Raw genomic sequence first — 12880 nt, forward strand, 5'->3', positions numbered from 1 at the left:
CCAGGCACTATGGGCGCATGACTGGGGCCGAAAGTGAGAGCAGGACGTCGGACATGCCGCAGATGCCTGACTGGGAGAAGCGCTTCAGGGCGCCGCGGGTCTCGCTGCCCGACTGGGCGGAGGACGCGCCGGACCGTTCGCTGTTCGTGTCGAACGCGACGGGGACGTACGAGCTGTACGCCTGGGACCGGGTGACGGGCGAGCAGCGGCAGGCGACGAACCGGCCCAACGGCACGACGGACGGGATTCTCTCCCCGGACGGCGCGTGGATCTGGTGGTTCGACGACAAGGACGGCGACGAGTTCGGCGTCTGGCGCCGCCAGCCCTTCACGGGCGGCCCGGACGAGGCGGCCGTTCCCGGCCTGGAGCCCGCCTACCCGGCCGGTCTGGGCCTGGCCCGCGACGGTCGTACGGCGGTGGTCGGCCGCTCGACGGACGAGGAGGGCACCACGATCCATCTCGCGCGCACGGGCGAGGACCCGGTCGTGATCTACCGGCACCGTGAGTCGGCCGGCGTCGGCGACCTCTCTCACGACGGCTCGCTGATCGCGATCGAGCACACCGAGCACGGCGACGCGATGCACGCGGCCCTGCGCGTCCTGCGCCCGGACGGTACGACGGTCGCCGACCTGGACGACACCAAGGGCGGCACGGAGGAGCTCGGCCTGGAGGTCCTCGGCTTCGCACCCGTGGAAGGCGACTCCCGGCTGCTCATCGGCCACCAGCGCCGCGGCCGCTGGGAGCCCATGGTGTGGGACGTGGTGACGGGCGAGGAGACGGACCTGGACCTCGACCTGCCCGGTGACGTCAGCGCCGAGTGGTATCCGGACGGCAGCGCCCTGCTCGTCGTCCACAGCTTCGAGGCCCGCAGCGAGCTGCTCCGCCACGACCTGGGGACCGGCGGGCTGAGCCGCATCCCCACCCCGCCCGGTACGGTCTCCGGGGCGACGGCTCGCCCCGACGGCAGCGTGGAGTACCTGTGGTCGTCGGCCGCCGAGCCGCCGGCCGTCCGCTCGACGTCCGGCGGGGTGGTCCTGGACCCGCCGGGCATGAAGTGCCCGCCGTCGGTGCCGGTGGAGGACGTGTGGGTGGACGGCCCCGGCGGCCGCATCCACGCCCTGATCCAGAAGCCGGCGGGCAGTACGGGCCCGCTCCCCACGGTCTTCGACCTGCACGGCGGCCCGACCTGGCACGACAGCGACTCCTTCGCCGCGGGCCCGGCCGCCTGGGTGGACCGCGGCTACGCGGTGATCCGCATCAACTACCGCGGCTCCACCGGGTACGGCCGCGCCTGGACGGACGCCCTGAAGCACAGGGTGGGCCTCATCGAGCTGGAGGACGTCGCCGCGGTCCGCGACTGGGCGGTCTCCTCCGGCCTCGCCGACCCCGCCCGGCTGGTCCTCACCGGTGGCTCCTGGGGCGGCTACCTCACCCTGCTCGGCCTCGGCACCCAGCCCGAGGCGTGGACGGTGGGCGTCGCGGTCGTGCCGGTCGCGGACTACGTCACCGCGTACCACGACGAGATGGAGTCCCTGAAGGCCATGGACCGCACGCTGCTGGGCGGTACGCCGGAGGAGGTCCCCGAGCGCTTCGAGGCGTCGTCCCCGCTGAGCTATGTCGACCGGGTCGAGGCGCCCGTCTACATCTCGGCGGGCGTCAACGACCCGCGCTGCCCGATCCGCCAGATCGACAACTACGTCAAGCGCCTGGAGGCCCGGGGCGCGGTGCACGAGGTGTACCGGTACGACGCGGGCCACGGCTCACTGGTGGTGGACGAGCGCATCAAGCAGCTGAGAAGGGAGATGGAGTTCGCGGGCAGCCACATGCCCGAGGAGTAGGCCGAACCCCCTCCCCCAACCGGAGTCCCCACCCGCCCGCGCCGTGCGGGGAAGCTTTCCCCTCACACTCCGGGGGAGCTTCCCCACCCAGCCGAAGGAAGCTCAATCACCCATCCCGGCCGGGCCGGTGTGGCTCTCGGCCGAGGGAGTCTCCCCGCCCGCTCACCCGGGGGAGCTTTCCGGTCGTTGCGAGTCGGGCCGGTGTGGTTTTCGGGCGGCAGGGTCTTTCCACCCACTCCCTCGCCCACCTGGGGGGCTTTCCGGTCGTCGTGAGTCGGGCCGGTGTGGGGTTCGGTCGTCCGGGTCTTCCCACCCGCCCCCTCGCCCACCCGGGGAGCTTTTCAGTCCTCGCGAGTCGGGCCGGTGTGGTTTTCGGGCGGCAGGGTCTTTCCACCCACTCCCCGCCCGCTCACCCGGGGGAGCTTTCCGGTCCTCGCGAGTCGGGCCGGTGTGGCTCTCGGCCGAGGGGGTCCCGCCCGTCCGCGCGAGCCATCCCGCCCACAGGGGTTGCGTCGGTGTGGGTTTTCAGCCGACCGAGTCGGGTGGGTGGGTGGGCGAAGGGCGGGGGGCCAGGGGGCGGAGCCCCCTGGGTGGGTCAGCCCAGCTCGGCCAGGCCCCGCCGGGTAGCGGCAACCACAACCCGGTCCCCCTTCGCCAGCACGTGCCCAGGAGCCACATCCCCCCGCCCCTCCAACGCCAGCACCCGCCACGCCCCCGCCCGAAACGCCTCCGCCACGGTCCGCCCCTCCAGCTCCGGATGCCCGTCCACCTCGACCGCGGCGAACAGCAGCACCCGCCGCTCCACCGGTATCGCTCCCAGCACCTGCCGCCCCAGCATCGCCCCCGCGAACGCCGGTGCGGCCAGGTACGACACGCTCCGGCTCCGCGTCGAGGCATGCGGATGGGCGGCCCGCAGCGTCCGGTACACCGCGGTCGCGAAGTCGTCGTCGTACAGCCGCAGCACCACCCGCAGATCCGGCCGCACGGACCGTGCGTACAGCGCGGCCTCCAGATTCGTCGTGTCCGCGCTGGTCACCGCGAGCAGCGCATGCGCCCGATGGATCTTCGCGGCCTCCAGCACCCCCTCCTGCGTCACGTCCCCGAGCACCACCGGAACCCGTAGCCGCCGCGCGGTCGCAAGGCCCCGCGCCTCCGGCTCGGACTCCACGCACACCACGGGAATGTGCAGTTCCCGCAGCCGGGTCAGCACCCGGGTGCCGATCTTCCCGAGTCCGAGCAGCACCACGTGCCCGCCCAGACCGCGGGGCGGCTTGCGCAGCCCGGAGGCGGTCCGGAAGGTGCCGAGGGCTTCGAGCACGGCCGCCAGCAGCACCGGCAGCAACAGCAACCCGACCAGTCCGGAAAGGAGTTGGAGGATCTGCCGCCCCAGGGGCGCCCCGATGGCGGGGTTGTCGATCGCGAACAGGTCCAGCAGCGTCAGATAGAACGCCCCCAGCGGATGGATGCCGGTGACCACCCACAGCGCGACGGCGAGCGCGACCACACAGCCCACGAGCCCGGCCAGCGACCACCGCAGCCGCCGTGAGAACAGGGAGGCGAGCGGCGGTACGCGCCCCACCCCGCGCCCGGCGGCGGCCGACTCCGGCCCGCCGAAGGACGACACCTGCTCCAGCACCAGGGCGGCCCGCCCGGCGGCCTGCCGTACCTCCTCGTCGCCCGGCAGCAGCCGGGGCCCCTGATCCCCGTTGCCGTCGGAGCCGTCCGTTCCGGCGGGATCCGTGCTGGTCGCCGACAGCAGGGCCAGCGTGCACAGCCCGCGATCGGCGATCTGTCCGTCCCGGGCGGGCAGTCGTTCCACGGCCCGCAGCAACAGGCTGTCGGTCTGTACGACCTTGCTGGTGCCGGCGACGGCGGTGGCGACCAGCGCGGGCGCCGCGGTGTCGGCGTCGGACAGCACGGTGGTGGAGGCCTCGGGGCCGCCCGTCGCCCCCGCGCCGGAGACCAACGCGGCGGCCTGGTCGAGGAGTTCCTCGATGTGCTGGCCCAACCGCCGGTTGTACAGCCTGAGGACGAGCCTGAGACGCGGGTTGAGCCGGCGGGCGGTCAGCGCGGCCCGGATGTTGGTCTCGTCGTCGTCGTACACGAGCGCCAGCGCGGCGGCCCGCTCCACACCGGCCTCGGCAAGCACCGCCTCGGTGAGGTCGGCGGCCTCCAACACCCGCTCGCCGTCGGCCCGTTGGCCGGTGGCAGGGGCGCCGGCCGCGGCGGCGGGACCGTTGCCGCCGGCCCGGCCGACGGTGGCGCTGACCACCCGGTCGAGCAGCGCGGCCGAGGCGGCCCGGGCGCGCCCGACCACGGGGGGCCGCGCCGCGCGCTCGGTCGGCGGCACCACGAGGGTGACCCGCTCGCGGTGGACCCCGCGCAACTCGGCCGCCAGCCGGTACGCGAGCCCGTCGTCTCCGCACACCACCATCTGCGCAGGCGGGGCACTGGGCCCACCCTGATTCGGAACACTCGCCACGAGGGAAAAGACTGCCCCAAGGGGACGGTGGGTTCCAGCAACGGGGTGAACACCTGCGGCGGGAACCGCGTACTGATGGGGAGGGAGAGACAGCCGGAGGTACGCACCCGTGGCCATCACCGAAGACGCCCCGCCCGGCGCCACCGAGCGTGCTCCGGCGCGCCCGTCCGCCCAACGGACGGGCGGCGAAAGGCCCGGTGAGCACCCGGACCCGCACCACGGTGAGCACCCGGACCGGAGCTACGACGAGCAGTCGGACCCGCACCACGGTGAGCATGCGGACCGGAACCACGACGAGCAGGCGGACCCGGGCCACGACGAGCACCCGGACCCGGGCCACGGTGAGCAGTCCGGCCGGGACGACAGGCGTCTGAGTTCGCCGCTCGTCCTGACGATGATCCTGCTGCTGGCGGTGCTCGCCCAGTCCCCGATCCGCGGGGCCCTCGGCACCCCGTTGATGCAGAGCTGGATGACGGTGTTCGTGGCCGTGACGGTCCAGGCGCTGCCCTTCCTGGTACTGGGCGTCCTGCTCTCGGCGGCGATCGCGGTCTTCGTGCCCCCGTCCTTCTTCGCGCGTGCCCTCCCGCGCCACCCCGCCCTGGCCGTGCCGGTGGCGGGGATGGCGGGCGCGGTGCTGCCGGGCTGCGAGTGCGCGTCGGTCCCGGTGGCGGGCGCGCTGGTCCGCAGGGGCGTGACCCCCGCGGCGGCCCTGGCCTTCCTGCTCTCCGCCCCCGCGATCAACCCGATCGTCCTGACCGCGACCGCGGTCGCCTTCCCCGGCAGGCCGGAGATGGTCCTGGCCCGGTTCGCGGCCAGCCTCCTCGTGGCCTGCGCGATGGGCTGGCTGTGGCAGCGCGTGGGCCGCACGGACTGGCTGCGCCCGCCGGCCCACGGTGCGCACGAGGGCGCGACCAAGGGGGAGGCGTTCTGGAGCTCGGTGCGGCACGACGTCATGCACGCCGGCGGCTTCCTGGTCCTCGGGGCGATGGCCGCGGCCACGCTGAAGGCGGCGACCCCGGCGGCCTGGCTGCGCACGGCGGCCGACAACCCGCTGTTCTCGATCCTCGCCCTCGCCGTGCTCGCCGTACTGCTGTCCATCTGCTCGGAGGCGGACGCGTTCGTCGCGGCCTCCCTCACGCAGTTCTCCCTGACGGCCAAGCTGGTGTTCCTGGTGGTGGGCCCGATGATCGACCTCAAGCTCTTCGCGATGCAGGCGGGGACGTTCGGCCGTGGCTTCGCGCTGCGCTTCGCCCCCGCCACGTTCGTCCTCGCCGTCGCGGGCGGCGTGCTCACCGGGACGGTGCTGCTGTGAACCGGCAGGCGCAGGCGGCGGTCATGTTCCTGCTGGGCGCCGCCCTGCTGCACGCGGGCGCCACCGATCTCTACCTGCGCTACGTCAAGGCGGCTCTGCAGCCGCTGCTGCTGGCGTCGGGCGGGGTGCTGATCGCGGCCGCCCTGGCGACGGCGTGGTACGAGCGCAGGCGTGCCAAGGCGGCCCGGGCCTCCGGTGACGGTCACAGCCACCCCGAGCCCCGTATCTCCTGGCTCCTGCTGCTGCCGCTGCTCTCCCTGATCCTCGTCGCCCCGCCGGCCCTGGGCTCGTACAGCGCCGTGCGCGCGGGTACCGCCCTGCAGAAGCCCTACGGCTACGGCACGTTGCCCGCCGGCAACCCGGTCCCGCTCAGCGTGGTCGACTACGCCTCCCGCGCGGCCTACGGCCACGGCCGCTCGCTGCACGGCCGTTCCGTCCGTGTCACCGGCTTCCTCGCCCTGGACCGCACGGGCACTCCGTATCTGGTCCGCATGGCCCTCAACTGCTGTGCGGCGGACGCCCAGCCGGTGAAGATCGCCCTGACGGGCAAGCTGCCCCCGGTGCTGCAGCCGGACGCCTGGCTGGAGGTCACGGGCAACTACATCCCCAGGACGGCCCGCGACCCCGTCAACAACGGCCCGATCCCCTATCTGAAGGTCGCCTCGGTCAGGCCCGTACCGACGCCGCACGATCCCTACGACGAGACCTGGAACAACTGAGGCTCCCGAACAACCGGGGCTCCGCAGTGACTGAGGCGCCGCAGTGACCGAGGCTTCGCAGTGACCGAGGCTCCGGACCGGCCGAGGCGCGGGTCCGCGGGGCGTCAGGACAGGCCCGATGCCCGCAGGACCCCCTGGGCCGTCTCGTCGTCGATGTGGCGGCCCAGCCGCGCCAGGACGTCGGCGCCGTGGCGCAGGGTGCCGCGCTCCAGCGAGCGGCGCACACCCGTGTCGAGTTCGTGCCACAGCAGCGGGTTGGCGGCGAGGATCCGGGGATCGAGTTCGAGGCGGTGCCCGTGGACGTCCCGCAGCACGAGCTGCGAGGAGACGCCGCCGTACTGCCGTACGACCGCCAGCGCGTCCGTGTGGACCACGAGTCGGCGCCAGGGGGTACGGACGGCCAGCCAGCCGGGGCCCGCACTGACCCGCTGCGGCAGCAGGACGATGGCCACGGCGGCCGACAGGGCGACCCAGAGCAGTGCGCGCAGCGGCGTCAGGCTTCCCGCGTCCCAGTCGACCAGGAGGGTCATGGCACAGAACGTCAGGGCGCAGCCCGCGGCGAGCCGGGCACTGCCACGCCAGTGGCGGTCACCGGCCGCTCTCGCCGGTCTGCTCCGTCCCATGGCAGCGACGCTAGGCGCCGTATGACGCCCGGCGACCGTTGCTGACGGGGTTCTGACACCCGGACGGCCGATCCTGACGGAATCCTTACGCCTCGGCTGCGTGGGCAGGCCCGGGCCGGCGGCCGGCGGTCAGCCGATGCACACCACGAGCAGACAGAGCTGGGACGGTGAGGTCGCAGCCGGGGACGGGCTCGCCGGAGAGGTTCCCGAGTCCGTTCCGCCGCCGGTCGAGGGGGTGGAGGCGGGCGTGGGGACGGACGCGGGCGTGGACGGCTGCTGTGCTGTCGTGCCGGTGCCGCCGGAGGCGGGCGCGACGGTGTGCTGCTGCTGTGCGGCCGGTGTCCGGGCGGGGACGGGAGCGGCCGCGGCGTCGGGGTGGGTGTCCGGCGCGGCGGTCCGGGGTGCGGTGGCGAGGGTGTGTCCGTGCGGCGCGTCGGACACGGTCCGCCGGGCGCGGGCCGGGGCCGAGGTGCGCGGGGACCGGTGGGTGCCGGGCGATGCCGACTCCGGACGGTCCTCGGCGCCGGCCTGTCCGTCCGTGGCGCCCATGGGCCGGTTGTCGGGTGCCGCGGCGGCCTGGGCCCGGTCGGGGGACTGCCGGTCCAGCGCGGCCAGGGTGAGCCCGCCGCCGACGAGCGCGACGGCGGTCGCGACCGCGGCCCGGCGCTTGTTCTTCTTCCAGCGGGCCAGCTGGCGGCGCCGGGCGGCCCGCCCCTGCGACGGGCGCGGAGCGCCGTCCACGTCGCCGGACGGAGCCCCGTCGTGGGGAGCTTTGCCGTGAGGAGCCTTGTCGTGCGGAGCCACGCCGTGGGGAGTCTTGTCGTGCGGAGCCACGCCGTGGGGAGTCTTGTCGTGCGGAGCCTCGCCGTGGGGAGCCGGTGCGGGCTCGTCGGGGCGACCACCGTCGAACCAGGCATCGGCGGGGGTGGCCTTGTGCGCCGGCGTCCCGGTCGCCGCCGGCGGCATCCCGGCCATGGAGACGGAGGCCGGGGGAGCGATGTCCGGGGCGTAGGCACCGCACCCGGGACACACCAGGGCGCCGTTCAGATGCCGACGGCACGAGGAGCAGTAGTCCATTTACGGTCTTCCTGAGTCGACGGCGCCTGGGGACGTCGGCGCCTGCGGCCTCGGCGGTGGCCTGGCCGCGTTCGCACGGGGGGATCGAGCGGCTGGCAACGCTAACGAGGCTTTCGGAAGACTGTGTGCGGCCCCTGTGGCACTCCTGCACACATTCTCTGCGGATTCCTGGGGTGACCCGTGTCCCCGCCGTCGCCCCCGGGCACGCCCGGCCGGCCGTTCCCGGGACCGCCGTACGGCGGTCCCGGGAAGCCGTACGGCGGTCCCGCGGAGACACTGGGTGGCGACCGTTCTGCCGTCCGTGGTGAGGTCCCGATGGCGTATGGCCTGGCACGCCGTGAGGTGGAACCGCGCGTCCCGCTGCGCCCGGGCGAGGGGGAAAAACACCACCTCACCAGCATGGAAGGGCTGGCCGCGCTGTCGCTGGACGCGCTCAGCTCGGTGGCGTACGGCCCCGAGGCCATCGTGCTGGCCCTGGTGGCCGCGGGGACCGGCGCGCTGAGCGCCACCCTGCCGATCACACTGGCGATCACGTTCCTGCTCGCGGCGCTCGTCGTGTCCTACGCCCAGGTCATCGCCGTACACCCGGACGGCGGAGGCGCCTACGCGGTGGCCAAGAAGGACCTGGGCGCGGCCTCCAGCCTGCTCGCCGCGGCCAGCCTGGTCGTCGACTACGTGCTCACGGTCTGCGTCAGTCTCACCGCCGGGGCCGACGCGCTGGCCTCCGCCTTCCCCTCCCTGGCCCACGACAAGCTGGTGGTGTGCCTGGTGGGCCTCGCGCTGCTGACGGCCGTGAACCTGCGTGGTGTGACCGACAGCGCCCGGGTGCTGATGCTCCCGACCCTGCTGTTCATCGTGGCCGTCCTCGGGATTGTCGCCGTCGGCCTCCTCCGCTCCCACCCGGCGGCCGTGGTCGGCACCGCGCAGTCCTTCCCGGCGCACGAGACCCTCGGCCTGCTGCTCGTCCTCAAGGCGTTCTCGTCCGGCTGCTCGGCGCTGACGGGCGTGGAGGCCATCGCCAACGCCGTACCCACCTTCCGCACCCCGCGGGTCACCCGCGCCCAGCGCACCGAGTTCATGCTGGGCGCCCTGCTGGGCCTGATGCTGATCGGCCTGGCCGTGCTGATCCGCCGCGACCATGTCGCCCCGCGCGGGGACGTCACCGTCCTGGCCCAGCTCACCGCGGGCGCCTACGGCGACGGCTGGCCGTACTACGCGACCAACCTCGTCGTCACCCTGGTCCTGCTGCTCGCGGCGAACACCAGTTTCGGCGGGCTGCCGGTGCTGATGAGCCTGCTGGCCCACGACCACCGGCTGCCCCACCTGTTCGGGCTGCGTGCCGAACGGCCCGTCTACCGCTACGGGGTGCTGGCGCTGGCCCTGCTGGCCGCGCTGCTGCTGATCGCGTCCGGCGCCGACACCCACCGGCTGATCCCGCTGTTCGCGATCGGCGTGTTCATCGGCTTCACGCTCAGCCAGCTCGGCCTGGTGCGGCACTGGGCCACCGAGCGGCCGCAGGGCTGGAAACACCGTGCGCTCATCAACGGCACCGGGGCGGTGCTGACCACCCTGGCCGGGCTCATCCTCCTGTTCACCAAGTTCCTGGAGGGCGCCTGGGTGGTCGTGATCGCCGTACCGCTGCTGATGCTGCTGTTCTCGCGCATCGAGCGCTACTACACGGCCGTCGGCGAGGAACTGGGCCTCGGCCGCATCCCCGGCCCGCCCGAGCCGCACACCGGCAGCCTGGTGATCGTCCCGCTCGGCGACGTCAGCAAGCTCGCCCGGCACGCCGTCGGCGCCGCCCTCGCGCTGGGCGACGAGGTGGTCGCCGTCGCCGTCCAGAACGACCCGGACAAGACCCGTGCCCTGCAGGAGGCGTGGGCGAGATGGAATCCGGGGGTGCGTCTCGACGTCGTCGACAGCCCGCACCGCTCGCTCGTCCAGCCGATGGTCGACTACGTGCAGCAGGCGGCCCGGGGCGGACGGCAGGTCGCGGTGCTGATCCCCGAGGTCGAACCCCGGCACCGCCGCTACGAGATCCTGCAGAACCAGCGGGGCCTGCTGCTGGCGACCGTACTGCGGGCCCGCACCGACGTCGTGGTCTGCATGCTGCCCTACCGGCTGCGGGTGTGAGCCGGCAACCGATGCGACGGGAGTTCGATCACGGCCGCCTGCGGACGGGGATGAAACGAAAGGGGCGGACGGTGGTGTCCCGTCCGCCCCCGGTGGTGGCTCGGTCAGCTCCCGCAGGCCTTGGAGCCGTGGTTGGCCTTCTTCTTGCGGCGGGCCTTCTTCTTGCGGGCGCGCTTGGACATGTACGTCGACTCCTGGTGCGGGAAGGGTCCTTCAAGCGGTGCGGCCGACCAGCAGGTCCGCCAGTTTGCCGAGGCGCCGGATGATGCGGTCCTCGGTGGCGGCGGGCGCCGGGTCGACGCGGTCGGCGCGGTCGTAGTAGGCGCCGTTGACGATCTCGACCGCCGGGTCGCACAGCCGGACCACGTGCGCGGCGCCCTCGGTGGGGGAGGCGCCCTCGTGGGCGTAGAGCGGGAGCAGGGCCGTGTCGCAGACGCCCGGGTGCACGGAGACCGCGGTGACGCGCGGGTCGGCCGCGAACACCGTGAGGGCGAGCTGGGACTGGGCGTAGGCGGCGAGGCGGGAGTAGCGGCGGGCGCGGTTGGGGTCGGCCCACTGGATGGACGCGGTGCGGTGCAGGGAGGAGGAGACGTTGACGACGCGGCCGCCCGGGTCGCTGGTGAGGGCCGGTTCCAGCAGGCAGGTGAGCAGGTAGTGGGCGAGGAAGTTGACCTGGAAGGCGATCTCGTTGCCGTCGGCGGTGACGGTGTGCCGCTCGGGAGCCGCCATGCCCGCGTTGTTGACCAGGACGTCGAGATGCGGGTGCTCGGTGACGACCCTGTGGGCGAGGGCTTCCACCTCGTCGAGGCGGGAGAAGTCGGCGGCGTACGTGCACAGTCGGTCCGCGGCGATGCCGGCGGTGGCGACCAGGGCGTCGGCGGCGGCGCGGGTCTCCTCGGCGGTGCGGCCGTGCAGGAGCACGGTGGCGCCGCGCTCCGCGAGCTGCCGGGCGGTGTCGCGGCCGATGCCGGAGGTGGCACCGGTGACCAGGACGGTACGGGACGAAAGTGTGGACTCGGACATGGATCCATCCGGGGTTGCGGGCACGCCGTCGCGGCCCGGTGAGGGCGGTGGGCGTGCGGTGAGGGAGGTGGAGCGAGGGGCGCCGGAGCAGATCACGGCGCCCCTCGGGCACGGAAAGCGGCGTCGGCGGGACGCGGCGTCGGCGGGACGCGGGCGCTTCCGGTCAGCGCGGCTCCCGACGCGACGGCCGAGCGGGACTCGGCGGCCGGTCGAGGAGGAGCCAGGCGCTGTTCACGAGGTCCATGGAAGCCGTACCGCACACGCCGGGCAAGCTGAGACCCCGGTCTCTGACGGGGCTCTGACGTGTGCATACGGGACCCTGACGGGCGAGCCGGGCGGCCGGACGAGGTTCAGCCGAGGCCGGGTACCTGTGCGATCAGCAGGTCGATCAGCTTGATGCCGACGAAGGGCAGGACGAGGCCGCCGAGCCCGTAGACGAGCAGGTTGCGGCGCAGCAGGTCGTGGGCCGAGGAGGGGGTGTAGCGCACGCCGCGCAGGGCGAGGGGGATGAGCGCGACGATGATCAGCGCGTTGAAGATGATCGCGGAGGTGATCGCGGAGGTCGGGCTGTGCAGGCCCATGATGTTCAGCGACTCCAGGCCCGGGTACGAGCCCGCGAACATCGCGGGGATGATCGCGAAGTACTTGGCGACGTCGTTGGTGATGGAGAAGGTGGTCAACGCGCCCCGGGTGATGAGGAGTTGCTTGCCGATCTCGACGATCTCCAGGAGCTTGGTCGGGTTGGAATCGAGGTCGACCATGTTGCCGGCCTCCTTGGCGGCCGACGTGCCGGTGTTCATCGCGACGCCGACGTCGGCCTGAGCGAGGGCCGGTGCGTCCAGGAAGCTGTGCCCCGGGCGGGCGCCGACCCGCACGACGATCCGGTCGGACAGCACCGTCGTGCCGCCGGTGACACCGCTGCGGTCGCCGCCCGACTCCCGGATCACCGGCGCCGATTCACCGGTGACGGCGGACTCGTCCACCGCGGCGACCCCGTCGACCACGTCGCCGTCCGCCGGGATCATCTCGCCCGCCTCGACCACCACCACGTCCAGCGGCTTCAGGGCGGTGGCGGCGACCGCCTCGGTGCGGGCGGTGCGCGGATCGGTGCCGTAGCGCCAGTCGAGCAGCCGCAGCGCCACGGTGTCCGTACGCGCCCTGCGCAGCGACTCCGCCTGCGCCTTGCCGCGGCCCTCGGCGACCGCCTCGGCGAGGTTGGCGAAGACCACCGTCAGCCACAGCCACAGGCTGATGACCCAGGTGAAGACGGCGGGATGGAGCAGCGCCGACAGGGTGGTCAGGACGGCCCCGACGGACACCACGAACAGGACCGGGTTGCGCACCAGGGTGCGCGGGTGCAGTTTGCGCAGCGCCTCGGGGAACGAGCGGACCAGCTGGACGGGTTCGAACAGCCCGCTCGGTGCGCGGCGTCTGCCCTTCCCGTCCGGTCCGGGCCGGGCCGCGCGTTCGGGACGTGACGGGGGAGCCTGCTCGGGGGCAGCGGGAAGCATGGACACCTTCGTGTCTGGTCGGGGGAGTCGGACAGGGGCGCGGTCCGTGGGGTTGCGGGGGCCCCGGCCCCCCACACGGGGCCCCGCCGCCCGCCAGTGGACCATAGGGGGGGTGGGCGCGGGGCCCGACCGACGGCACCCCCCCCACCCCCCACCCCTGAC

The 12880-nt window shown here is 73.6% G+C and carries 9 protein-coding genes; 4 read left to right on the forward strand and 5 right to left on the reverse strand.

Annotated elements, in window-relative coordinates:
- Nucleotides 1-62 precede the first annotated feature (62 nt).
- A complete protein-coding gene (locus AB0H32_RS08945) occupies nt 63-1838 on the forward strand; it encodes a prolyl oligopeptidase family serine peptidase (protein WP_361116596.1) in 1776 nt (591 codons plus the stop codon).
- A 595-nt stretch (nt 1839-2433) separates the two neighbouring features.
- Here AB0H32_RS08945 and AB0H32_RS08950 read toward each other — a convergent pair.
- Nucleotides 2434-4272 (reverse strand): NAD-binding protein, encoded by a 1839-nt coding sequence (locus AB0H32_RS08950; protein WP_361116496.1) that lies wholly within the window; start codon nt 4270-4272, stop codon nt 2434-2436.
- A 157-nt stretch (nt 4273-4429) separates the two neighbouring features.
- On the opposite strand from AB0H32_RS08950, the gene AB0H32_RS08955 reads away from it, so the two are divergent.
- Together AB0H32_RS08955 and AB0H32_RS08960 are read left to right on the forward strand one after the other, a co-directional pair.
- On the forward strand, nt 4430-5632 hold the full coding sequence (locus AB0H32_RS08955) for a permease (protein ID WP_361116500.1): 1203 nt from the start codon (nt 4430-4432) through the stop codon (nt 5630-5632).
- Nucleotides 5629-6351: a TIGR03943 family protein gene (locus AB0H32_RS08960; RefSeq protein WP_361116503.1), complete on the forward strand. Its 723-nt coding sequence runs from the start codon at nt 5629-5631 to the stop codon at nt 6349-6351. Before AB0H32_RS08955 ends, AB0H32_RS08960 begins: the two co-directional genes overlap by 4 nt.
- A gap of 104 nt (nt 6352-6455) precedes the next feature.
- Here the strand turns inward: AB0H32_RS08960 and AB0H32_RS08965 are convergent, their stop codons facing one another.
- Complete coding sequence (locus tag AB0H32_RS08965; RefSeq protein ID WP_361116506.1) at nt 6456-6974, reverse strand: hypothetical protein; 519 nt, start codon at nt 6972-6974, stop codon at nt 6456-6458.
- Between the two features lie 129 nt (nt 6975-7103).
- Nucleotides 7104-8051 (reverse strand): hypothetical protein, encoded by a 948-nt coding sequence (locus AB0H32_RS08970; protein WP_361116509.1) that lies wholly within the window; start codon nt 8049-8051, stop codon nt 7104-7106.
- Between the two features lie 315 nt (nt 8052-8366).
- Between AB0H32_RS08970 and AB0H32_RS08975 the strand changes: the two genes are divergently transcribed.
- Entirely contained in the window at nt 8367-10184 is a 1818-nt protein-coding gene (locus AB0H32_RS08975) for an APC family permease (RefSeq protein WP_361116512.1), read from the forward strand.
- A gap of 213 nt (nt 10185-10397) precedes the next feature.
- Here AB0H32_RS08975 and AB0H32_RS08980 read toward each other — a convergent pair whose 3' ends face one another.
- Both AB0H32_RS08980 and AB0H32_RS08985 read right to left on the reverse strand, forming a co-directional pair.
- Complete coding sequence (locus tag AB0H32_RS08980; RefSeq protein ID WP_361116515.1) at nt 10398-11207, reverse strand: SDR family NAD(P)-dependent oxidoreductase; 810 nt, start codon at nt 11205-11207, stop codon at nt 10398-10400.
- 350 nt (nt 11208-11557) lie between these two features.
- Nucleotides 11558-12718 (reverse strand): hypothetical protein, encoded by a 1161-nt coding sequence (locus tag AB0H32_RS08985; protein ID WP_361116518.1) that lies wholly within the window; start codon nt 12716-12718, stop codon nt 11558-11560.
- Between the last annotated feature and the right edge of the window lie 162 nt (nt 12719-12880).

The organism is Streptomyces sp. NPDC020362, assembly GCF_040642095.1.
Classification (GTDB): domain Bacteria; phylum Actinomycetota; class Actinomycetes; order Streptomycetales; family Streptomycetaceae; genus Streptomyces.

What these genes read in the sequence shown, in the direction of transcription:
- AB0H32_RS08945 (WP_361116596.1), top strand. Translation starts at nt 63, where the DNA reads ATGCCTGACTGGGAGAAGCGCTTCAGGGCGCCGCGGGTCTCGCTGCCC.
- AB0H32_RS08950 (WP_361116496.1), bottom strand. Translation starts at nt 4,272, where the DNA reads ATGGTGGTGTGCGGAGACGACGGGCTCGCGTACCGGCTGGCGGCCGAG.
- AB0H32_RS08965 (WP_361116506.1), bottom strand. Translation starts at nt 6,974, where the DNA reads ATGGGACGGAGCAGACCGGCGAGAGCGGCCGGTGACCGCCACTGGCGT.
- AB0H32_RS08970 (WP_361116509.1), bottom strand. Translation starts at nt 8,051, where the DNA reads ATGGACTACTGCTCCTCGTGCCGTCGGCATCTGAACGGCGCCCTGGTG.
- AB0H32_RS08975 (WP_361116512.1), top strand. Translation starts at nt 8,367, where the DNA reads ATGGCGTATGGCCTGGCACGCCGTGAGGTGGAACCGCGCGTCCCGCTG.
- AB0H32_RS08980 (WP_361116515.1), bottom strand. Translation starts at nt 11,207, where the DNA reads ATGTCCGAGTCCACACTTTCGTCCCGTACCGTCCTGGTCACCGGTGCC.
- AB0H32_RS08985 (WP_361116518.1), bottom strand. Translation starts at nt 12,718, where the DNA reads ATGCTTCCCGCTGCCCCCGAGCAGGCTCCCCCGTCACGTCCCGAACGC.